Origin of the sequence: Streptomyces sp. NBC_00442 (assembly GCF_036014195.1) — a bacterium.
GTDB lineage: Bacteria > Actinomycetota > Actinomycetes > Streptomycetales > Streptomycetaceae > Streptomyces.
Window position 1 is genome coordinate 3450152 of sequence record NZ_CP107918.1, and the last position, 22149, is coordinate 3472300.

The 22149-nt window shown below is 70.9% G+C and carries 18 protein-coding genes and 4 tRNA genes; 10 read left to right on the forward strand and 12 right to left on the reverse strand.

Annotated features, from left to right (window positions below):
* Positions 1-109: 109 nt before the first annotated feature.
* From OG432_RS15570 to OG432_RS15585, 4 genes are all read right to left on the reverse strand, one after another.
* Positions 110-1654 carry an amino acid permease gene (locus tag OG432_RS15570; protein WP_328311537.1) on the reverse strand — a complete coding sequence of 515 codons (1545 nt, stop codon included), beginning with the start codon at positions 1652-1654 and terminating at the stop codon, positions 110-112.
* Between the two features lie 159 nt (positions 1655-1813).
* The gene (locus tag OG432_RS15575; protein ID WP_328311538.1) at positions 1814-4102 is read right to left on the reverse strand and encodes a DEAD/DEAH box helicase; all 2289 of its coding nucleotides are present in this window, start codon (positions 4100-4102) and stop codon (positions 1814-1816) included.
* 198 nt (positions 4103-4300) lie between these two features.
* Positions 4301-4846, reverse strand: a complete 546-nt coding sequence (locus tag OG432_RS15580) for a hypothetical protein (protein ID WP_328311539.1) — start codon at positions 4844-4846, stop codon at positions 4301-4303.
* 212 nt (positions 4847-5058) lie between these two features.
* On the reverse strand, positions 5059-5409 hold the full coding sequence (locus tag OG432_RS15585) for a metallopeptidase family protein (RefSeq protein ID WP_328311540.1): 351 nt from the start codon (positions 5407-5409) through the stop codon (positions 5059-5061).
* Between the two features lie 247 nt (positions 5410-5656).
* Here OG432_RS15585 and OG432_RS15590 point away from each other — a divergent pair.
* From OG432_RS15590 to OG432_RS15600, 3 genes are all read left to right on the forward strand, one after another.
* Positions 5657-5729 (forward strand) — tRNA-Glu (locus OG432_RS15590).
* A gap of 38 nt (positions 5730-5767) precedes the next feature.
* Positions 5768-5842 (forward strand) — tRNA-Asp (locus OG432_RS15595).
* A 26-nt stretch (positions 5843-5868) separates the two neighbouring features.
* Positions 5869-5945, forward strand: a tRNA-Phe gene (locus tag OG432_RS15600).
* A gap of 104 nt (positions 5946-6049) precedes the next feature.
* Here OG432_RS15600 and OG432_RS15605 read toward each other — a convergent pair.
* The 3 genes from OG432_RS15605 to OG432_RS15615 all read right to left on the reverse strand — a co-directional run bounded on the left by OG432_RS15605 (position 6050) and on the right by OG432_RS15615 (position 8210).
* The gene (locus OG432_RS15605; RefSeq protein WP_328311541.1) at positions 6050-6889 is read right to left on the reverse strand and encodes a cytochrome c biogenesis CcdA family protein; all 840 of its coding nucleotides are present in this window, start codon (positions 6887-6889) and stop codon (positions 6050-6052) included.
* Positions 6886-7698 (reverse strand): DsbA family protein, encoded by an 813-nt coding sequence (locus tag OG432_RS15610; RefSeq protein WP_328311542.1) that lies wholly within the window; start codon positions 7696-7698, stop codon positions 6886-6888. Before OG432_RS15610 ends, OG432_RS15605 begins: the two co-directional genes overlap by 4 nt.
* 86 nt (positions 7699-7784) lie before the next feature.
* Positions 7785-8210 (reverse strand): hypothetical protein, encoded by a 426-nt coding sequence (locus OG432_RS15615; RefSeq protein ID WP_328311543.1) that lies wholly within the window; start codon positions 8208-8210, stop codon positions 7785-7787.
* Positions 8211-8294: 84 nt separating this feature from the next.
* Here OG432_RS15615 and hrpA point away from each other — a divergent pair, with 84 nt between their 5' ends.
* The 3 genes from hrpA (at position 8295) to OG432_RS15630 (ending at position 12872) form a co-directional block, all read left to right on the forward strand.
* The gene (gene hrpA, locus OG432_RS15620) at positions 8295-12215 is read left to right on the forward strand and encodes an ATP-dependent RNA helicase HrpA (protein ID WP_328311544.1); all 3921 of its coding nucleotides are present in this window, start codon (positions 8295-8297) and stop codon (positions 12213-12215) included.
* Positions 12216-12305: 90 nt separating this feature from the next.
* Positions 12306-12380, forward strand: a tRNA-Asp gene (locus OG432_RS15625).
* Positions 12381-12698: 318 nt separating this feature from the next.
* Entirely contained in the window at positions 12699-12872 is a 174-nt protein-coding gene (locus OG432_RS15630; RefSeq protein ID WP_328311545.1) for a DUF6274 family protein, read from the forward strand.
* A 389-nt stretch (positions 12873-13261) separates the two neighbouring features.
* Here the strand turns inward: OG432_RS15630 and bldC are convergent, their stop codons facing one another.
* Both bldC and OG432_RS15640 read right to left on the reverse strand, forming a co-directional pair.
* Positions 13262-13468, reverse strand: a complete 207-nt coding sequence (bldC, locus tag OG432_RS15635) for a developmental transcriptional regulator BldC (RefSeq protein WP_003949541.1) — start codon at positions 13466-13468, stop codon at positions 13262-13264.
* Positions 13469-13953: 485 nt separating this feature from the next.
* Complete coding sequence (locus tag OG432_RS15640; protein WP_328311546.1) at positions 13954-14796, reverse strand: hypothetical protein; 843 nt, start codon at positions 14794-14796, stop codon at positions 13954-13956.
* A 164-nt stretch (positions 14797-14960) separates the two neighbouring features.
* On the opposite strand from OG432_RS15640, the gene OG432_RS15645 reads away from it, so the two are divergent.
* Both OG432_RS15645 and OG432_RS15650 read left to right on the forward strand, forming a co-directional pair.
* Positions 14961-16058, forward strand: coding sequence for a Leu/Phe/Val dehydrogenase (locus OG432_RS15645; RefSeq protein ID WP_328311547.1), 1098 nt, complete (start codon positions 14961-14963; stop codon positions 16056-16058).
* A 280-nt stretch (positions 16059-16338) separates the two neighbouring features.
* Positions 16339-16602, forward strand: a complete 264-nt coding sequence (locus tag OG432_RS15650) for a DUF3073 domain-containing protein (protein ID WP_267058462.1) — start codon at positions 16339-16341, stop codon at positions 16600-16602.
* Positions 16603-16768: 166 nt separating this feature from the next.
* Here the strand turns inward: OG432_RS15650 and purM are convergent, their stop codons facing one another.
* Together purM and purF are read right to left on the reverse strand one after the other, a co-directional pair.
* A complete protein-coding gene (purM, locus tag OG432_RS15655) occupies positions 16769-17863 on the reverse strand; it encodes a phosphoribosylformylglycinamidine cyclo-ligase (protein ID WP_328311548.1) in 1095 nt (364 codons plus the stop codon).
* Between the two features lie 34 nt (positions 17864-17897).
* Positions 17898-19424: an amidophosphoribosyltransferase gene (gene purF, locus OG432_RS15660; RefSeq protein WP_328311549.1), complete on the reverse strand. Its 1527-nt coding sequence runs from the start codon at positions 19422-19424 to the stop codon at positions 17898-17900.
* 289 nt (positions 19425-19713) lie between these two features.
* Between purF and OG432_RS15665 the strand changes: the two genes are divergently transcribed.
* Both OG432_RS15665 and OG432_RS15670 read left to right on the forward strand, forming a co-directional pair.
* On the forward strand, positions 19714-19806 hold the full coding sequence (locus OG432_RS15665; protein ID WP_328311550.1) for a putative leader peptide: 93 nt from the start codon (positions 19714-19716) through the stop codon (positions 19804-19806).
* A gap of 98 nt (positions 19807-19904) precedes the next feature.
* On the forward strand, positions 19905-21311 hold the full coding sequence (locus tag OG432_RS15670) for a sulfatase-like hydrolase/transferase (RefSeq protein ID WP_328311551.1): 1407 nt from the start codon (positions 19905-19907) through the stop codon (positions 21309-21311).
* 36 nt (positions 21312-21347) lie between these two features.
* Here OG432_RS15670 and OG432_RS15675 read toward each other — a convergent pair whose 3' ends face one another.
* On the reverse strand, positions 21348-22145 hold the full coding sequence (locus tag OG432_RS15675; RefSeq protein ID WP_328311552.1) for a maleylpyruvate isomerase family mycothiol-dependent enzyme: 798 nt from the start codon (positions 22143-22145) through the stop codon (positions 21348-21350).
* Positions 22146-22149 lie beyond the last annotated feature (4 nt).

The window sequence follows — 22149 nt, forward strand, 5'->3', positions numbered from 1 at the left end:
CGCGGGGCTCGGGACGGGGCGGACGCGGGCCGGGGCGCGGGGCTCGGGACGGGGCGGACGCGGGCCGGGGCGCGGGAGTCGGAGGCCGGGGCGCGGGCCCGTTCCGGGTTCAGGCGCGGGGTTGCGTGGGGGACGCCGGGCGCAGGAACCAGTGCCTCGCCGAGGCCACCCACCACACCGTCGCGAAGCCCAGGACCGCCAGGACAGCGATCGGCGCGTAGTTGAAGGTTTCCCAGGTGACCGGGGAGACCTGGGGCAGCATGAACAGGACTGTGATGACCGCCACCCAGGCCACCGCCACGATGCCGATCGGGCGCGACCAGCGGCCCAGGTGCCACGGGCCCCGGGCGAACGCGTCGCCGCGGAACAGGCGCAGCAGGGTCGGGATCACGTACGCGATGTAGAGGCCGATCACCGCGATCGAGGTCACGGCCGCGTACGCCGTCACGTTGATCAGGTACGGGAGGCCGAGGACCAGCGCCGCGCCCGCCGCGAGCCAGACCGCCGCGACCGGCGTGCGGGTGCGCGGGCTCACCGTGTGCCACACGCGGGAGAAGGGCAGCGCGCCGTCGCGCGAAAAGGCGTAGATCATGCGGGAGTTGGCGGTCACGGAGGCCATGCCGCAGAAGAGCTGCGCGCCGATCACCACCAGGAGGAGCAGCTTTCCGCCCGTCGCGCCGAGCGAGTCCAGGAGGATCTGGGCGGGGGGCGCGCCCGTGTCCGAGTTCAGCTGGGTGTCGTACGAGCCGATCGCGTACGTGAAGCCGAGGAGCAGCACGAAGCCCGCTATCCAGGACGTCCAGATGGAGCGGACGATGCCGCGCGGGCCGGCCGTCGAGGCGTCGTGGGTCTCCTCCGTCATGTGCGCGGAGGCGTCGTACCCGGTGAAGGTGTACTGCGCCATCAGCAGGCCGATCAGCACCACGTACACGCTGTTGGTGAAGCCCGTCTCGTTGACGAAGTCGGTGAAGACGAACGAGGTCGAGCGGTGGTGGTCGGGGACCAGGGCCAGGGCCGCCACGATGGCCGCCACGCCCAGCACGTGCCACCACACGCTCACGCCGTTGAGGAACGCCACGATGCGCACGCCGAAGGTGTTCAGGAGGCCGTGCAGGAGCAGGATCGCCGCGAACAGCAGGATCGTGCGGGCCGGGGTGACCCCGAAGCCGAACTGGAGGTTCAGGTACGCCCCGAGGAACGAGGCCGCGCCGAAGTCCACGCCCGCGGTCACCGCGATCTGGCCGAGGACGTTGAACCAGCCCGTGAACCACGCCCAGGCGGCGGCCTGCCGGGGCGGGGCGAGGCGGTGGGCCCAGAAGTACAGGCCGGCCGAGGTCGGGTAGGCGGAGCAGATCTCGGCCATCGCGAGGCCGACGATCAGGGTCATCAGGCCCACCGCCACCCAGCCCCACGTGATGAGGGCGGGGCCGCCGGTCTTCATGCCGTACGCGTACATCGTCAGGCAGCCGGAGAGCACCGAGATGATCGTGAAGGAGACGGCGTAGTTGGAGAACGCCGACATGCGGCGCGCGAGGACCTGCTTGTAGCCGAGCTGTGCCAGGCGTTCCTCGTCAGAATCCGGTGTGCCCGGACCAGGACCCGGCGTCCCCGGCCCCGGGGTTTCCCCGCTCGTGGTGCCGACGTCATTTGTCATGCCCCCAGCGATTCCCTCGGCGCCCCCGCACCATGCGCCGATCGGCGGCCGGTTTCGAGCGGTCCCGGATGCGGGACCCACGCACAGGGGCCCGTACGCCACCGAGCAGGTGGGGTACGGGCCCTGATGAATCGTCAGGCGACGGAGCCGCCTGTGCGATCAGCCGTTGCGCTTCCAGCGGGGCTTGTCGTCGCGGCGGCCGAAGGAACCGGTGTTGGTGCCGGTGCCGCGGTGCTCGTCACGACGGCCCTGGGGACGGTCGTGGCCGGAGCGGAAGCCGCCGCCCGAGGGACGGTCGTCACGGCGGTCGCGGTTGAACGGACGGTCGCTGCCACCGCGGTTGAAGCCGCCGGAGGGGCGCTCGTCACGACGGTCGCGGTTGAAGCCGCGGTCGCCGCCGCGGTCGTCGCGGTTGAAGCCGCCCGAGGGACGGTCGTCGCGGCGGAAGCCGCCACGGTCGCCACCGCGGTCGTCACGGTTGAAGCCACCCGAGGGACGGTCGTCGCGACGGAACCCGCCCGAGGGACGGTCGTCGCGGCGGAAGCCGCCACGGTCGCCACCGCGGTCGTCACGGTTGAAGCCACCCGAGGGACGGTCGTCGCGACGGAACCCGCCCGAGGGACGGTCGTCGCGGCGGAAGCCGCCGGAGGGACGGTCGTCACGGCGCTGGAAACCACCGCGGTCGCCGCCACGGTCGTCACGGCGGTCACGGTTGAAGCCGCCCGAGGGACGGTCGTCGCGACGGAAGCCGCCACGGTCGCCACCGCGGTCGTCACGGTCGCCACCACGGTTGTCGCGGCGTTCGAAGTTGCCCCGGTCGTCACGGCGCTGGAAGCCACCGCGGTCGTCGCGGGCCTCCGACTGGGCCGGAACGGCAGCGGCGGCGGCAGCGGCCGCGACCTCTGCCTCGGCCTCGGCGACGACCTCGGCGACCGCGGTCTCCGGGTCCTCGCCGCGCTCGCGGGCGGCACGGGCGACCAGGCGGTCGGCCTCCTCGCGCAGCTCGCCGGCCCGGCGGGTCAGGCGCTCCAGCTCCTTGGTGAGCTCGGCGACCTCGCGCTCGGCCTGCTTGGCCGAGTTGTTCGCGGAGTCGGCCTGGACCTCGGTCAGCGAACGGGCGCCGGTGATCTCGGCGACCTCCGGGTCGAACGCGCCGGCGCTCTGGATGATGTGGCGCGAGGCGTCGACGCCCGCGTCCTCCATCAGCCGGAAGATCTGGCGGCGCTGGTGCGGCAGCGAGAGCGACACGACGACACCGGACTTGCCGGCGCGGGCGGTACGGCCCGAGCGGTGCAGGTAGTCCTTGTGGTCACCGGCCGGGTCCACGTTGAGGACCAGGTCGATGCCGTCGACGTGGATGCCGCGGGCGGCGACGTCGGTGGCGACCAGGGCGTTGACGTAGCCCTTCTTGAAGTCCTCGAGGACGCGGGTACGGGCGCCCTGCGTCATGCCGCCGTGCAGCGCGTCGGCCTTCACGCCCGACTCGCACAGCTGCTCGGCGATGCGGTCCGCGCCCAGCTGGGTGCGGACGAAGATGATCGTGCGGCCCTTGCGGGCGGCGATCGCGGCGGTGACCGGCGCCTTGTCCTTGGGCTTCACGACCAGGACGTGGTGGGTCATCGTCGAGACGTTGCCCTGCGCGCTGTCGACCTCGTGCGTGACGGGGTTGGTCAGGTAGCGCTTGACCAGCGTGGAGATCTCGTTCTCCATGGTGGCGGAGAAGAGCATCCGCTGGCCGCCGCCGGGGATCTGGTCGAGCAGCTCGGTGACCTCGGGCAGGAAGCCCAGGTCGGACATCTGGTCGGCCTCGTCGAGGACGGCGACCTGGACGTTGGCGAGCGAGCAGGCGCCGCGGTTGATGAGGTCGCGCAGCCGGCCCGGCGTGGCGACGAGGACGTCGACGCCACGCTCCAGGGCGTAGATCTGGTTGCTCATCGACGTACCGCCGCAGACGACCTTCATCTTCAGGCCGAGCACGTCGCCGTAGGGCTGGAGGGCGTCCGCGACCTGCATCGCGAGCTCACGGGTCGGCGTGAGGATGATCGCGCGGGGCTTCTTCTTCTCGGTGGAGCCGCCGGCCAGCGTGGCCAGGGTCGGCAGACCGAAGGAGAGGGTCTTGCCGGAGCCGGTGCGGCCACGGCCGAGGATGTCCTTGCCGGCCAGGGCGTCCGGGATGGTCGCGGCCTGGATCGGGAAGGGGGTGGTCACGCCGTTCTGCGCGAGCTTGCGCACGACGCCCTCGGGCAGACCGAGCTCCGCGAAGGTCACGGTGGGCTCGGCGTTCTCGGTGGGCTCGTCCGCCTCGGACTCGGCGATCTCGACGACCTCGATGACCTCGGAGGCCGCTACGGCCTCGACGACGTCGTTCTCGCGGGCCTCGACGGCGCCGACGGTGTCGTTGTTCTCGTTCTCGGGCAGGACGGAGTGGTCAGTGCTGGAAATGGACATGCGAAATGCGAAACCTTCCGGAGTCTCGGCACGCGCCCGTCAACTCCGTGAATTCGCAATTCGACCGCCTCAATGCGGTCAGCCACGGCTAGGGAGAGTACGCGCCACACGGCGCTCTTCTGTGTCGGCGCCGGGCAATGGGATCAAACGATCTACTACCATACGCACCCCCACCCCCCTAAGGCAAACCGAGTCCGCCTAAACCGGCCCCACCTGCGGTGATGCGCTCGGCTCCTGATCGATCGGGGCCTGATTGCGACGCATCGCGCTGTTGTGCGTGTCGGCCCCCGGCGTCGTGGACGGCGAGGCCGGCGGAGGGGTCGGGACCGGGGGCGGCGACGGCGAGGCCGGCGGCGGGGGCGGATCGGAGTGGGTCGGCGTCGGGGCGGGCTGCGAGGCGCCCTGCGAGGGCTTGGCCGAGCCGCCCGTACCGCCGCCCGGCTTCGGGTGGCCGCCCGCCGAAGGCGTCGCCGCCCCCGGCGCCGACGGGCCGCTGGGCCTGGCCGGTCCCGACGCCGCGCCGGACGCCTTCGGGTCGTGCTTGCCGGTACGCCCCTTGCCCTCGCTCACCCCGCCCTTGCCCTCGTCGGGCCTGGCCGCCGCCTCGCCGTGCTGCCCGGCGGAGACGGACGGCCTCGGCCTGCCCTCCTCGTCGCTCACACTCATGCAGCCCGCCGACGCCGTGAGCACCAGAACGGTCACGGCCAGCTCGGCCAGGCGGGCAGGGGTCGTCAACTGGCGCACGGGGGCACCTCCGGAACACGGGAGCAGCGGGGTCGTACGTTCCAACTCCCGCGCCCCCACGGGGGACACGCCCGGTCCGCACCCGGCTTGCGCCCGACATCCGTCCGAGCGCGGCGGCGCGGCGGCCCGGCGGACTCGGTTCCGGCTCCGGCCCCGACTCCGGCTCCGACTCCGACTCCGGCTCCGACTCCGACTCCGACTCCGACTCCGGCTCAGCCGTAGCCGAGGGCGTGGAGGCGGGCGTCGTCGATGCCGAAGTGGTGGGCGATCTCGTGCACGACCGTCACTTCCGTCTCGGCGACCACTTCTTCGCGCGACGCGCACATGCGCAGCGTGGGCCCCCGGTAGATGGTGATGCGGTCGGGAAGCACGCCGGCGTACCACTCGCCGCGATCGGTGAGCGGGGTTCCCTCGTAGAGCCCGAGCAGCTCGGGGTCGTCCGTGGCGGGCTCGTCCTCGACGAACACCGCGACGTTGTCCATCAGCCTCGTCAGCTCGGGCGGGATCCGGTCCAGCGCCTCGCCGACCAGTTCCTCGAACTCCTCGCGCGTCATCTCCAGCACCTGCCCATTGTCGGTCAGGCACCGCCCTACGGCTGTGCGGCGTCGCACCGGCCCGCCCGCCACCCGGTGCGGGACGGTCGTGACGCCGGGGCCCGCGAGCCACGCGACGGCGCCGAAGGGCCCAGCTCAGCAGGGCACTCCCGGGGTTCGCACGGCGTCCCGGGAAACCGTTTTGGCGATACCTCCCCGCATCCCATATGCTTCTCACGTCCCCGACGCGCTGCAAAGCGCCCAGGCGGGCCAATTAGCCCTCATCGTCTAGTGGCCCAGGACGCCGCCCTTTCAAGGCGGTAGCACGGGTTCGAATCCCGTTGGGGGCACGCACAATCCTGTGCGAGACTTGGTCTCGCGCAAGCTTGGTCCTGTGGAGCAGTTTGGAGTGCTCGCCACCCTGTCAAGGTGGAGGCCGCGGGTTCAAATCCCGTCAGGACCGCTGCGATTCACTTCGGTGGATCGCGTGGCTGGGTAGCTCAGTTGGTACGAGCGATCGCCTGAAAAGCGATAGGTCGCCGGTTCGACCCCGGCCCCAGCCACCAGAGAAAGCCCCGACCTTCCCGGTCGGGGCTTTCGTCGTACCCGGCGCGAACGCGGCCCGGGGCGGAGCCCCAGGGGTTGGGGCTCCGGGGCGAGGGGTCAGGGGTCAGGTGTCCTCCGGTTCGCGGGCTCGTGCCCGCCACCCCCGTACGCCCAGCGTGACCGCGGCCGCCGCCGCGACGGCCGTCAGCAGCGCCCAGTTCGGGACCGCGTCGCCGAGCCCCCGCGTCCACTCCTCCACCGCGTACGAGTCGTCCACGTTCAGCAGTCCGGGCAGGGCCGTCGCTCCGTCGTACGCCAGGAACAGGGCGCCGAGCGCGATGAAGAACAGGCCCGACAGGCAGGAGGTGGTGTGGAGTTCGAGGCGGCCCAGCTTCACCACCCTGCCGCGCAGCCACCCCCGGCCGCCCAGTTCGAAGCGCTCCCACAGCAGGGCGAGCAGGAACAGCGGGACCGCCATGCCCAGCGCGTACACCGCCAGCAGCAGGCCGCCGTAGACCGGGCTGCCGCTCACCGCCGCCACCGTCAGGACGCTGCCCAGGATCGGGCCCGCGCAGAACCCCGCCAGGCCGTAGACCGCGCCGAGGGCGTAGACGGAGAGCGCCGTCGTGGGGCGGATCCGCCCCGAAAGCTCCGTCATGCGGCGGCTCGCGAATCCCATGCCGAGGATCTGGGCGACGCCGAGCGCGATGATCAGCCAGCCGCCGAAGAGCACCAGCTGGTCCCGGTGGCCGTAAAAGAGGCGGCCCGCGTACGAGCCCGCGGCGCCCAGCGGCACCAGGGTGGTGGCCAGACCCGCGTAGAAGATGCCGGTGCGGGCGAGCAGCTTGGTGCGGCCGGCGATCGAGTACGCGAAGAACGCGGGCAACAGCAGCGCGCTGCACGGGCTGAGCAGCGCGAGCAGGCCGCCCAGGAACGCCGCGAGGTAGCCGATGTTCGCGGTCACTTCTTCCCCGTCCCGCCCGCCGGCCCGGCCGCCGCCGCCGCCGCGTCGATGGTCCGCGCGAACGCGTCCATCGGCTGGGCGCCCGCGATCGGGGTGCCGTTGATGAGGAAGGAGGGGGTCGAGGTCGCGCCGAGCCCGTACGCCTCCTCCTGGTCCTTCTTCACCGCCGCCTTCGCCGCGTCGCTGTCGAGGTCCGCCGCGAAGCGCGACGCGTCCGGCACCCCGGCCTCCTCGGCCAGCGCCTTGAGGCGGTCACCGCCGAACCCCTTCTCCTTGGAGCCCTGCGCGTACGCCGCCGCGTGGAACTGCCGGAACCTGCCCTGCTGCCCGGCGGCCCACGCCCCGCGCGCGGCCGCCTCCGACTCGGCGCCGAAGATCGGGAAGTTGCGCCACTCGATGCGCAGGGTGCCCTTGTCGACGTACTTCTTCACCAGCGCGGGTTCGGTGTCACGGGCGAACTTCCCGCAGTACGAGCACTTGAAGTCGGCGTACTCGATCATCACGACCGGCGCGTCCGGGCGGCCCTGGGCGAGCGGGTCCTTGGCGTCGCGCCGGGCGAGCCCGGCCAGTTCGGGGTAGCCGCCGGCCGTCGGCGCGGAGGTCGAGGCGGCGTCGTTGACGGTGGGCTTCGCGTCGGGGGAGGTCGCCCGGTAGGACGCCATTCCCAGCACACCGGCGGCGACCAGCACGGCCGCCCCGATGAGGAACGGCTTGCGGGACTTGGCGGGTGCGCCGGGTTCGGCGGCGGCACCGGACTTGGCGGTGGCCTTCGCGCCGGACTGCGCGGCGGGCTTCGTGTTCTTGGGCATGCGAGGACTCCGGGTGCGTGCGCGCACCCCTGCGAAGGGGCGCGTACAAGGAGGGGACGGACGGTCGCGGAGGCGGAACCGGCCTTCTAGACCCTGAGCACCGAGAGTTCGACGGGAGTGGGCGCGCCGCGCGCGGGCCCGCGGACCGGCGGGTTGCGGTGGGCCGCGTACAGCGCCCCCAGGGCGGCGGGCGCGACCCTGTCCTCCAGGACCGGGGCCTGGTCATGCGCGGTACGGGCCCGGACGGGCGCGGCGGGGTCGGAGTCCTGGTGCCGGCCGCCCTGCTTGCAGCCGGGCGCACCCGAGTGGGCCCCGAAGACGGGCGGCGTACTGGAAGCACCCACTGCCACGGCCCCCGCACCGGCCGGCGCGGCGGACACGACGGGCGCGGCGGACACGACGGGCGCGGCCGAAGCCGGAAGCACCGCCCCGCAGAGCACCATCCCGAGCACCCCGAACACCGTCAGCAGCGCCGCGGCGAGGCGGCGGCGCGGGTCTCGGGTGCGGGGCATGCCCGAAATGGTACGGGGTGGGCCCCCGAGCGTGACGAAATGCGTTCGCCACTCGTCCTCGGCGGGTGAGATCCTGAACCAGGTATGTCTACTTCCTTCGCCGATCTCCAGACGCTCCTCGACGGGGCTTCGCTGCGCGACGCCCACCGCCTGGGCCGCCGTCTCGAAGGCGCCCGCCGCATCCGCAAGCCCGAGGCCCGTCAGGCCGTGCTCGACGAGATCGCCGCCGAGGCCCGGAAGTCCGCCGAGCGCATCGCCCGGCGGGCCGCCCGCGTGCCCGAGGTGACCTACCCCGAGCAGCTCCCGGTCAGCCAGAAGAAGGACGACATCCTTCAGGCGATACGCGACCACCAGGTCGTGATCGTCGCGGGCGAGACCGGCTCGGGCAAGACCACCCAGATCCCCAAGATCTGCATGGAGCTCGGCCGTGGCGTGCGCGGCATGATCGGGCACACCCAGCCCCGCAGGCTCGCGGCCCGCACGGTCGCGGACCGCATCGCGGAGGAGCTGAGGACCCCGCTGGGCGAGGCGGTCGGCTGGAAGGTCCGCTTCACCGACCAGGTCGACCAGAACGCGACCTTCGTGAAGCTGATGACCGACGGCATCCTGCTCGCCGAGATCCAGACCGACCGCGAGCTGCGCGCCTACGACACGATCATCATCGACGAGGCCCACGAGCGGTCCCTCAACATCGACTTCCTGCTCGGCTATCTGGCCCAGCTGCTGCCCAGGCGCCCCGACCTGAAGGTCGTCATCACCTCGGCGACCATCGACCCCGAGCGGTTCTCGCGGCACTTCGGGGACGCCCCGATCGTCGAGGTCAGCGGCCGTACGTATCCCGTCGAGGTGCGTTACCGACCGCTCCTCGAAGAGGACAGCGAAGATTCCGACCGCGATCAGATCACCGCGATCTGCGACGCCGTGGACGAGCTCCAGGCCGAGGGCCCCGGTGACGTCCTGGTGTTCCTGTCCGGCGAGCGCGAGATCCGCGACACCGCGGACGCGCTGATCAAGAAGAACCTCCGCTCCACCGAGGTGCTCCCCCTCTACGCGCGCCTCTCGCACGCCGAGCAGCACCGCGTCTTCCAGCAGCACAGCGGCCGCCGGATCGTGCTCGCCACCAACGTCGCCGAGACCTCGCTGACCGTCCCCGGCATCAAGTACGTCATCGACCCGGGCACCGCCCGCGTCTCGCGCTACAGCCACCGCACCAAGGTGCAGCGCCTGCCGATCGAGCCGGTCTCCCAGGCCAGCGCCAACCAGCGCAAGGGCCGCTGCGGCCGTACGTCCGACGGCATCTGCATCCGGCTGTACTCCGAGGACGACTTCGTCACGCGGCCCGAGTTCACCGACGCGGAGATCCTGCGGACGAACCTGGCGTCCGTCATCCTCCAGATGACCGCGGCCGGGCTCGGCGACATCGAGAAGTTCCCGTTCATCGACCCGCCGGACCACCGCAACATCCGCGACGGCGTCCAACTCCTTCAGGAACTGGGCGCGTTGGACCCCGCGGAGAAGGATCCGAAGAAGCGGCTCACCCAGCAGGGCCGCAAGCTCTCGCAGCTTCCCGTCGACCCGCGCCTGGCCCGTATGGTCCTGGAGGGCGACCGCAACGGCTGCGTGCGCGAGGTCATGGTGATCGCGGCCGCGCTCTCCATCCAGGACCCGCGCGAGCGTCCCAGCGAGAAGCAGGCCCAGGCCGACCAGCAGCACGCCCGCTTCAAGGACGAGACCAGCGACTTCCTGGCCTTCCTCAACCTGTGGCGGTACGTGCGCGAGCAGCAGAAGGAGCGCGGCTCCTCCAGCTTCCGCCGGATGTGCAAGCAGGAGTACCTGAACTTCCTGCGCATCCGCGAGTGGCAGGACATCTACTCGCAGCTGCGCACCGTCGCCAAGACGATGGGCATCCACCTGAACGAGGAGGACGCGCCCGAGCAGTCGGTGCACACCTCGCTCCTCGCCGGTCTCCTCTCCCACATCGGGATGAAGGACACCGACAAGAACGAGTACCTGGGCGCCCGCAGCGCCAAGTTCGCGATCTTCCCGGGCTCGGCGCTGTTCAAGAAGCAGCCCAAGCTCGTGATGTCCGCGGAGCTGGTGGAGACCTCGCGGCTGTGGGCCCGGGTCAACGCGAAGATCGAGCCCGAGTGGATCGAGCCGCTCGCCCAGCACCTCCTGAAGCGCACGTACAGCGAGCCGCACTGGGAGAAGGACCAGGCCGCGGTGATGGCGTACGAGCGGGTCACGCTGTACGGCGTGCCGATCGTGGCCAACCGCAAGGTCAACTACGGCCGCATCGACGCCGAGGCCTCGCGCGACCTGTTCATCCGCAACGCCCTGGTCGAGGGCGACTGGCGCACGCACCACAAGTTCTTCGCGGACAACCGCAAGCTCCTCACCGAGGTCGAGGAGCTGGAGCACCGCGCGCGGCGCCGCGACATCCTCGTCGACGACGAGACGCTGTTCGACTTCTACGACCAGCGGGTGCCCGACCACGTCGTGTCGGGCGCGCACTTCGACTCGTGGTGGAAGCACAAGAAGCACGAGGAGCCCGAACTCCTCGACTTCGAGCGCGAGATGCTCATCAACGAGAAGGCCGGCGCCGTCACCAAGGACGACTATCCGGACTCCTGGCGCCAGGGCCCGCTGAAGTTCCGGGTGACCTACCAGTTCGAGCCGGGCGCGGACGCGGACGGCGTGACCGTGCACGTGCCGCTCCAGGTCCTGAACCAGGTCACCGACGAGGGCTTCGACTGGCAGATCCCGGGCCTGCGCGAGGAGGTCGTCACGGAGCTGATCCGCTCCCTGCCCAAGCCGATCCGCCGACACTACGTCCCGGCACCCAACTACGCCTCGAAGTTCCTGGAGCGGGCGGTCCCGTTGCAGGAGCCCATGCCGGTGACGCTGGCCCGGGAGCTCCAGCGGATGGTGGGCGTCCCGCTCACGGCGGACGACTTCGACCTCGCGCGCGTACCGGACCACCTCAAGATCACGTTCAGGATCGTCGATGAGCGGCGCCGCAAGCTCGCGGAGGACAAGGACCTGGAGGCGCTGAAGCTCCAGCTGCGCCCGAGGGCCCGCCAGGCCCTCTCCCAGGCCGCGGCGGCCACCGCGGGCCCCACGGGCGAGTCCATCGAGCGCTCGGGCCTCACGGACTGGACGATCGGCACCCTGACGAAGGTCTTCGAGACGCGCAGGGCCGGCCAGCCCGTGAAGGCCTTCCCCGCGCTGGTGGACGCGGGCGAGACCGTCTCCGTACGGCTCTTCGACACCGAGGCCGAGCAGCAGCAGGCGATGTGGCGCGGCACCCGGAAGCTGATCCTGCTCAACATCCCGGTGAACCCGGCCAAGTTCGCCTCCGACAAGCTCACCAACCAGCAGAAGCTCGCCCTGTCGCGCAATCCGCACGGCTCGATCCAGGCGCTCTTCGACGACTGCGCGACGGCCGCGGCGGACAGGCTGATCGCGGACCACGGCGGCCCCGCGTGGGACGAGGCGTCGTTCCGCACGCTGTACGACAAGGTCCGCGCCGACCTGGTGGACGCCACGGTGCGCACGGTCGGCCAGGTCCAGCAGATCCTGGCCGCCTGGCAGGCCTGTGAGCGCCGCCTGAAGGCCACGAACAGCCTGACCCTGGTCGCCAACGTGGCGGACGTACGCACCCAGCTGGCGGCGCTGGTACCGCCCGGCTTCGTCACGCTCACCGGGCTCAGGCGGCTGCCCGACCTGATGCGCTACCTGGTCGCGGTGGACCGCCGGCTCCAGCAGATGCCGACGGCCGTCCAGCGCGACACCACGCGCATGGAGAAGGTCCACGAGATGCAGGACGAGTACGCGTGGCTGCTCGAACAGCTGCCGCGCGGCCGGCCCGTTCCGCGGCAGGTCCTGGACATCCGCTGGATGATCGAGGAACTGCGGGTGAGCTACTTCGCGCACGCGCTCGGCACGGCGTTCCCGGTCTCGGACAAGCGGATCGTGAAGGCCATCGACGCGGCGGCGCCGTAGCGCCGACCTCGCTGTGAGTGAGTTCGACCTGACCCGCTGACCTGCTGTAGAGTCTCACTCGCAGCCAAGCACCAACGGGCTGCGAAACAAGGTCCTGTGGAGCAGTTTGGAGTGCTCGCCACCCTGTCAAGGTGGAGGCCGCGGGTTCAAATCCCGTCAGGACCGCAGTAGATCAGGGCCCGCATCCCATGCCGGATGCGGGCCCTGACGCATGTCCGGAGCCCCCGAGGTCGCGCCCCGCGGCGGAGCCGCGCATCGGCACGGCAAATCCCGTCAGGACCGCACCAACGCACGGCCCCCTCCCCGCGCCGGATGCGGGCCCAGACGCCTGTCCGGACAGCCCCCGGGGCCGCCGCCTGCCCTGCTGGCGCGCGCGGAGGCCCGCGCCCCTCGGATCCGGGCCTTCTCGGCGTCTTGACGGGGGCACTCGCCGCGGGTACCCCTGCAAGGAAGGGGAGCGGGGGCTGCCCCAGGAGGTGGCGCATGACGGCATCGTCGAGGCACGAGACGCGCGCTCTGCTGCGTGCCCATCTGTCGGCCGCTCTGGGCTATCGCCACCTCACCCGGCACTGCGCGGTCTGCCACCGCCTCCTGCGGCTCGCCATGGAGGTTTCCGAGCCCGTACGGCCCGAGGACGAAAGTCCCCCCAACCGGTGACCATTGGCGGCGTCCCGGCGCTCAGCGCGGTGAAAGGCTCTGGGTGGAGGGGACTTGGGGGCATGTGACGGGAGTCACGAAATGAGTTTCTGGAACGAGTGAACTTACACCTCTCCTACAACGCCCCGATTTAATATGTGCAATTGCACCACCCCGGAGGGTGTGGCCCGCGAGGAGCCGCGGCACCCCCCGGCGGAGCCGCCGCGAGGCGGCCGGGGGAGGTGCCGGATGTGCCGGACAAGGCCGGACATAAAAAAATCGCGCTGGACCCGGCGGAGTCCAGCGCGATCGATGACGCGACCCGTTGGGGCGGGCGGACGTCATGTGGAGCTATAGGCGGGCTCGGCCGGGGTGGGGGCCCCGGAACGCCCGGACTATTGGGGTGTTGTTCAGGCCTCGCTGCGCTGCTGCGGAATACCCGCCAGCAGTGCGCGGACCTCTGCCTCGCGGTACCGGCGGTGTCCACCCAGGGTGCGGATGGACGTGAGCTTGCCGGCCTTCGCCCAGCGGGTCACCGTCTTCGGGTCCACGCGGAACATCGTGGCAACCTCAGCCGGGGTCAACAGCGGCTCGGCATCAGGGGTGCGAGCGGTCATGAGCGGCCTCCTCGGGAGAACCGAACCTTCTCGGTTCTTTCCTCTAAATTCTGCACCTTGACCCGCGTTGCCCGAAATGGCGGACGCGAGCCGAGTCGGTTATAGGACGAACGGCTTGTCCTCGGCACTACAACTACACCATCCGTCCAGCCACGTCGGCCAAACCGATGGAATTGCCCTCCCAGGTGTTCATCAGCGACGGAAGCCGATGGACCATGCCATAGCGGACAGTCACGCCACAGTGACGATCAGTCACAGAGCGATCAGGAGTCGTCAGACCCCCCATAGCGAGCAATACCGAGCAATCCACCCGTAGTTGGGCGGAAGGGATCCTCCCCGGACCCCTTGTCCTATTTTGGCACGACAGTGGGGTCTGGACGCAAGGGCGAGATAAGTGCGTTCCGTCACGCTTGGGGGAAAGGCCCGGATCAGGACCTACGTCCTGAAGCGGTGACGCCCGGGGCCGGAGAACCGGCCGCAGGGCCTCAGTTGGCCATCCGGCGCTCCTTGACGGCCCGCCAGCGCTCCGTGAAGCGGCCGTAGGCCTCCTGCACACCGGCGTCGTTCCCGGCCCGCAGCGCGGCGATCCCCTCGGCCACGTCCGCCGCCGAGCGGTCCGCCTCCAGACTCCTGTGCGGCAGGACGTGCACGAGGCCGCCGTAGTCGAGCTCGACCATCGAGCGCGGATGGAACTCCTCCAGCCACCGCCCCACGTCCACCAGGCCCTCGGTCAGCGGCCCTTCGTCGATGTGGTCCCGCACCGTCCGCAGCGCCCGCGCGAGACGCCGCCGGGCCTGGACCATCGGTGTGCGGTAGCGCAGGACGGGCGGGCGCGAGCCCCCGCCCGGTGCATACTCGCGCTCTTCGTCCGAAAAGACCGTGAACCAGGTCACAGGGACGTGCCAAACACTGGTCAAGATCCACGGCCGGGCGTCCGGGTTCCTCTCCCGCCACCGCTCGTAGTCCGCCGCCGCCTGCCGGCGCACCACCGGAGGAATCAGCGCGTCGAGCACGGGCTCGGGGAACTGCCCCGCGAGGCCTTCGAGCGCCTGCCAGCGACGCAGCCGCGTCCGCCAGGGACAGACGCACACCACCCCGTCGACCTCCGCCACGAACGCGTCGCCGCTCTCGTGCACCGGCACCGCGACGGGCGGGGTCGGCACCAAGTCGGCCAGCGCGCGCCGGAGTTCGTCCTGGGCATCGGGAGTGCGCCCGCGCTCGGCATAGCTCGCCCAGTGGCCGCGCTCGGGTTCGGGAAAGGCGGCCAGGGGCTCGTACACCCGCAGGTAGGACGCGTACGGAACGATCACCGAGGACACCACCGCCATGCCTCGCATCGTCCCACGGGCGTGCGCCCCGTCGTCCGCACGGGGGTGATCCTCGGCACTGGGCCTGATCTACGGGCGCGTAGGACTTAACCTGCTCCCGAACCGGGCCCGCCCCACCCACAGGCGGGCCGTCAACCACCGCTTCGTACTTGGGAGTCACCACCGTGACCGATGTGACCGGAGCCGATGACGTACTGCACACCCTCTTCCGCTCCGACCAGGGCGGACACGAGCAGGTCGTGCTCTGCCAGGACCGAGCCACCGGGCTCAGGGCCGTCATCGCCATCCACTCCACCGCCCTGGGCCCGGCCCTCGGCGGTACGCGCTTCTACCCGTACGCCACCGAGGCGGAGGCAGTCGCCGACGCCCTCAACCTGTCGCGCGGCATGTCGTACAAGAACGCCATGGCCGGGCTCGACCACGGCGGCGGCAAGGCCGTGATCATCGGCGATCCCGAGACGATCACGGCCCCGGAGAAGGAGGCGCTGCTGCTCGCCTACGGCCGCTGCGTGGCCTCGCTCGGCGGGCGTTACGTGACGGCGTGCGACGTCGGCACCTATGTCGCCGACATGGACGTCGTGGCGCGCACCTGCCAGTGGACGACCGGCCGCTCCCCCGAGAACGGCGGCGCGGGCGACTCGTCCGTCCTGACCGCGTTCGGCGTCTTCCAGGGCATGCGGGCCTCGGCCCAGCACCTGTGGGGCGACCCCACGCTGCGCGGGCGCACGGTGGGCGTCGCCGGCGTCGGCAAGGTCGGGCGGCACCTGGTGGGGCATCTGCTCGCCGACGGGGCCGACGTCGTGATCACGGACGTGCGCGAGGAGTCGGTACGGGCTCTCACCGAGCTGCACCCCCAGGTGAGGGCCGCCGCCGACACCGACGCGCTGATCCGTACCGAGGGGCTCGACATCTACGCCCCGTGCGCGCTCGGCGGCGCCCTGAACGACGAGAGCGTTCCGGTGCTCACGGCGAAGGTGGTGTGCGGCGCGGCCAACAACCAGCTCGCGCACCCGGGCGTCGAGAAGGATCTCGCGGACCGCTCGATCCTGTACGCACCCGACTACGTCGTGAACGCGGGTGGCGTGATCCAGGTCGCCGACGAACTCCACGGGTTCGACTTCGACCGCTGCAAGGCCAAGGCGGAGAAGATCTTCGACACCACGCTGGCCATATTCGCTCGTGCGAAGGAGGACGGCATTCCGCCGGCCGCCGCGGCCGACCGGATCGCCGAACAGCGCATGGCGGAGGCACGTCAACACTGAGCCTTCGGAGGGCCCGTCGGCCGCGCTGAGAGACATGACTCACGCCGGTCGGCGGGTCGCACCCCCAGAAGAGGTTAAAATCGCGGTTGACCAGCGAGGACGGGGCGCTTTGTTGGTTCTGCCAAGTGGCGCGTCATGCGGGCGGCGTACCGTATGGCCGCGGAAGCAGGTACCGTTGAAGCCCTACGGACGCGGTCTCTCCATGGAGAGACCGTTCCGGATCATGAACGCGTGTCAAGACTCTGGGGCCGTCGAGCCCCGTCACCGAGGGGGTCGAGCCATGGGGCGCGGCCGGGCAAAGGCCAAGCAGACGAAGGTCGCCCGCCAGCTGAAGTACAGCAGCGGCGGGACTGACCTGTCGCGTCTGGCCAACGAGCTGGGCGCATCTACTCCGAACCCGACAGTGAGCCAACCGCCGAACGCGGAGCCACTGGAGGACGAGGAGGAGGACGACCCGTACGCCCGCTATGCGGAGCTGTACGGGAATGACGACGAGGACGAGGACGAAGAGTCCGGCCCGTCGTCGCAGCGCCGCGGCGCTTGACTTCGCTGATCCCGCTTTCCGCAGCACCGTACGTTGTCGCTGCTCTGAGCACACCGACCCGGTCCGGGGCCTTCGCCCCCGACCGGGTTTTGTGCTGCCCCGGGAAGTGCGGAGTCCGGGCGGGAACCCCGCCCGGAGGTGCGGCGGGGTCCCGACAGGGGCTGCCTTACGCGGCGTAGTCACCGGTGAGCTCGGCGCCGTCGCGGTGATCCCCGCGCCCCACGATCTCTCCGGCGACCCAGGCGTCGACGCCACGGTCCGCGAGGGTTTGGAGTGCCACGTCGACCGAGCCCTCGGGCACGATCGCCATCATGCCGACGCCCATGTTGAGCGTCTTCTCCAGTTCGAGCCGCTCCACGTTGCCCGCGGTGCCGACGAGGTCGAAGACCGCGCCCGGCGTCCAGGTCGAGCGGTCGACCGTGGCGTGCAGGTGGTCGGGAATGACCCGGGCCAGGTTGTTGGCAAGACCGCCGCCGGTGATGTGGCTGAAACCGTGCACCTCGGTGGTGCGGGTCAGGGCCAGGCAGTCGAGCGAGTAGATCTTGGTGGGCTCCAGGAGCTCCTCGCCGAGCGTGCGGCCGAACTCCTCGACGTGGCCCTCCAGGCTCATCCCGGCGCGGTCGAAGACCACATGCCGGACGAGTGAGTACCCGTTCGAGTGAAGTCCGGAGGACGCCATCGCGATGACCGCGTCGCCCTCGCGAACACGGTCGGCGCCCAGGAGCCGGTCGTACTCGACGACTCCGGTGCCGGCGCCGGCCACGTCGAAGTCGTCGGGGCCGAGCAGGCCCGGGTGCTCGGCGGTCTCGCCGCCGACCAGCGCGCAGCCGGCGAGGACACAGCCTTCGGCGATGCCCTTGACGATGGCCGCGACGCGCTCGGGGTGGACCTTGCCGACGCAGATGTAGTCGGTCATGAACAGCGGCTCGGCGCCGCACACGACCAGGTCGTCGACGACCATGCCGACGAGGTCGTGCCCGATGGTGTCGTACACGCCCATCTTGCGGGCAAGATCGACCTTCGTGCCCACACCGTCGGTGGCCGAGGCGAGCAGCGGGCGCTCGTAGCGCTTGAGGGCGGAGGCGTCGAAGAGTCCGGCGAATCCGCCGAGGCCGCCGAGGACCTCGGGGCGCTTCGTCTTCTTCACCCACTCCTTCATCAGCTCGACGGCGCGGTCGCCCGCTTCGATGTCGACGCCCGCGGCTGCGTAGCTGGCACCAGTGCCCGCGTGCGGAGCACGCTGATTGAATTCAGCAGGCATGTGACTGGGAACTTTCGTGTCGTACTGCGGTGTCTTACGGGCGGCGCAGGGCGTCGGCGGCCGCGGTCGCGGCGGGGCCGGATGCCAGCTCGGACTCCAGGAGCTGCTTGCCGAGCAGCTCGGGGTCGGGAAGCTCCATCGGGTACACGCCGTCGAAGCAGGCGCGGCACAGGTTGTCCTTGGGAATCGTCGTCGCTTCGATCATCGCGTCGGTCGTGATGTACGAGAGCGAGTCGGCGCCCATGGACGTGCCGATCTCCTCGATGGTCATGCCGTTGGCGATCAGCTCCGCGCGGGTCGCGAAGTCGATGCCGAAGAAGCAGGGCCACTTCACCGGCGGGGACGAGATCCGGATGTGGACCTCGGCGGCGCCTGCCTCGCGGAGCATCTTGACCAGGGCGCGCTGGGTGTTGCCGCGGACGATCGAGTCGTCGACGACCACCAGGCGCTTGCCCCGGATGACTTCCTTCAGCGGGTTCAGCTTGAGCCGGATACCGAGCTGGCGGATGGTCTGCGAGGGCTGGATGAACGTACGGCCGACGTAGGCGTTCTTGACCAGGCCCGAGCCGTACGGGATGCCGCTGGCTTCTGCGTATCCGATCGCGGCGGGGGTTCCGGATTCCGGGGTCGCTATCACCAGGTCGGCGTCGACCGGCGCTTCCTTGGCGAGTTTCCGTCCCATCTCCACTCGGGAGAGGTAGACGTTGCGGCCCGCGATGTCGGTGTCGGGGCGTGCCAGGTAGACGTACTCGAAGACACAGCCCTTGGGCTTCGCTTCTGCGAATCGCGAGGTGCGCAGGCCGTTCTCGTCGATGGCGACGAGCTCGCCCGGCTCGATCTCGCGGACGAAGCTGGCGCCGCAGATGTCGAGCGCGGCGCTCTCCGATGCGACGACCCAGCCGCGCTCCAGGCGGCCGAGCACCAGCGGGCGGATGCCCTGCGGGTCGCGGGCGCAGTACAGCGTCTGCTCGTCCATGAAGACCAGCGAGAAGGCGCCCTGGACCTTCGGAAGGACCTTGGCGGCCGACTCCTCGATGGTCAGGGGCTTGCCGTCGTCGTCCGTCTGGCCCGCGAGCAGCGCGGTGACCAGGTCGGTGTCGTTGGTGGCGGCGACCTGGGTGGCCCGGCCGTTCTCCTTGGGCAGCTCGGCGACCATCTCCGCGAGCTGCGCCGTGTTCACCAGGTTGCCGTTGTGGCCGAGCGCGATCGAGCCGTGGGCGGTCGCCCGGAACGTCGGCTGCGCGTTCTCCCACACGGAGGCACCGGTGGTCGAGTAGCGGGCGTGACCGACCGCGATATGACCTTGGAGGGAACCGAGAGAGGTCTCGTCGAAGACCTGGGAGACAAGTCCCATGTCCTTGAAGACGAGGATCTGGGAGCCGTTGCTGACCGCGATGCCCGCGGATTCCTGGCCCCGATGTTGGAGGGCGTAGAGCCCGAAGTAAGTGAGCTTCGCGACCTCTTCACCCGGAGCCCAGACACCGAAGACGCCGCAAGCGTCCTGGGGGCCCTTCTCACCGGGGAGCAGGTCGTGGTTGAGTCGTCCGTCACCACGTGGCACGCCACCGAGTGTAGGCGAGATCGACCACTGGTCCGAATTGGGGATACGGACAGCTGGGCACGATGGCCCTTTTTGTAGGTTTCGCGCCTCGCCCCTTCGGAGTCGGCCCCCGCGCCCCTCGATGCGGCATCGTCGCAGGTGGGCCGAGGCGCGTCGACGGCATTCGCGGCGTTTGCACCTGCTCGCGGTGACGGATTGCGACCGGCCGGTGTGTGACGGAGTTCGCTCCGGTCCCGCAGTTCGGGCGCTCATTGACAGGTACCTGTGCGCTGCGTGAGGCTCCTGCACCATGCAGCCTCTGAGTGACCTCTCGGTCACGCTCGTCGAGCGCCGGCACGTCGACCTGGTCCGTGTCGCCAGCGCCATCTGTCGCTGCGCGTAAGTACGCCCCAGACCCCGCCCCCGACTCCCCCGCCCGCACGGGCCGGGCCGTGACGTCCTGAGGGGCCGTTCCTCCACCTCTTCCTCTGGAGCCCTTCCGTGCCCTCGCACACCCGAAAGCTGTCCCGTCGCGCCTTCGGCGGCGCTGTCGGAGCCACCGCCGCGGCCGCCGCCGTCGGGCTGCCCGCCACCGAAGCCGAAGCGGCCCCCGCCCCGGGGGAGCGGCCGTTCCGTGCCGCCCCGGGACGCCACTCCGCGCGCCCCAACATCCTGTTCATCCTCGGCGACGACCTCGGCTGGGCCGACCTGTCGTCGTACGGGGCGCCGCACATCCGCACCCCCAACCTGGACCGCCTGGCCCGCCAGGGCGTGCGGTTCACCGATGCGTACTCGGGCTCCGCGACCTGCTCGCCGACCCGGTTCAGCCTGTACACCGGGCGCTTCCCGGGACGTACGAAGGGCGGCCTCGCCGAGCCGATCGCGGACCACAGCGTGGGCCTCGACCCAACCCACCCCACGCTCGCGTCCCTGCTGCGCGGCGCCGGTTACGCGACCGCCCTGATCGGCAAGTGGCACTGCGGCTACCTCCCCGACTACTCGCCCACCAAGTCCGGCTGGGACGAGTTCTTCGGGAACTTCGGCGGCGCCCTGGAGTACTACTCCAAGCTGGGCCTCGCCGGGGAGTACGACCTGTACGAGGGCGACGCCGAGTACAAGGACCTGCGGTACTACACCCGGATCCTGACCGAGCGGGCGAGCGAGTACGTGCGCCGCGAGCACGACCGGCCCTGGCTGCTCAACCTGAACTTCACCACCCCGCACTGGCCCTGGATCGCCGACGGCGACACCGAGGAGAGCGCGGAAGTCGTACGGCGCATCAAGGCCGGGGAGCCGGGCGCGCTGTTCCACTACGACGGCGGCTCGGTCGCGAAGTACACCGAGATGGTGGAGGACCTCGACCGGTCGGTCGGCACCGTGCTCGACGCGCTCAAGCGCTCCGGGCAGGAGCGCGACACCCTGGTGTTCTTCGCCTCGGACAACGGCGGCGAGCGCTTCTCCTACAACTGGCCGCTGAGCGGCAACAAGGCTTCGCTCCAGGAGGGCGGCATCCGCGTCCCCACGATCGTGCGCTGGCCGTCCCGGATCGACGGCGGCCAGGTCAGCCACGTGCCGAACTTCTCGCCGGACTGGACCGCGACCCTGCTCGAACTCGCCGGGGCGCGCCCGCACCCCGCCTATCCGCTCGACGGCACCAGCCTCGCCGGGTACCTGCTGCGCGGCGAGCGGCCCCGCGAGCGGGACCTGTTCTGGCGGGTGCGCGGCGAGCGGGCCCTGCGGCGCGGGGACTGGAAGTACTACCGGGGCCAGAGCGGCAAGGACCAGTTGTTCAACCTCGCCGCCGACCAGCGAGAACAGGCGGACCGCGCGGCGGACGACCCGGCCCGGCTCGCCCAGCTCCGGGCCGCCTGGGAGAAGACGGACGGGACGCTCCTCAAGTACCCCTGAGTCCCTCGGTGACGACAAGCACCCCTGGGCCCCTGGTCACGACATCACCGGCAGCACCGCCGCCAGGTCCGCCCGCTCGCCGCTCGCCGCGACCTCCGCCGCGTCGAGCGCCTCGGCCCAGCCGGTGCGCCCGGTGGCGAGGCGGACCCAGGTGAGCGGGTCGGTCTCGACCACGTTGGGCGGGGTGCCCCGCGTGTGCTTGGGGCCGGCCACGCATTGCACCACCGCGTACGGCGGGATCCGCACCTCGACCGAGCCACCGGGCGCCTTCGCGGCGAGCGCGTCGGCGAGCAGCCGGGTGCACGTGGCGAGCGCCTGCCGGTCGTGGGGGACGGCCAGTCCGGGCAGCGCGTGGTTCAAGTCGTCGGTGTGGACGGTGAGTTCGACGGTCCGGGTCACCAGGACATCGGCGAAGGTCATCGCGCCGAACCGGGTCGGCAGGAGGCGCTCGTCCGCGGTGGTCACGAAGAGCTCCGCGGTGCGGGTGGCCCGCTCCTCGAACAGCGCGTCGAGGTCGTCGACGGAGGCCGCCAACTCCCTTGCGTGGTCTGCCACTTCAGCCTTCTTGGTCTCCGTCGCGGACGCCCAGTCCAGCAGCGCGAGCTCCTGCTTGAGCGGCTGGGGCTCGGCCAGGCGGGTCTCCAGCATGCCGAGCGCCGTCGTGAGGTGGACGGCGAGCTCGCGCACCGTCCAGTCGCCGAGCCGCGTCGGCCGGGCCAGCTGCTCGGGCGTGAGCGTGCGGACGGCTTCGCGTACGTGGCCGAACTGGGCGAGGACGGCGGACCGGACCTTCGCCGGGTCGTATCTGCGGGTGCGCTTCTTGGCCGGAGGCATGAAA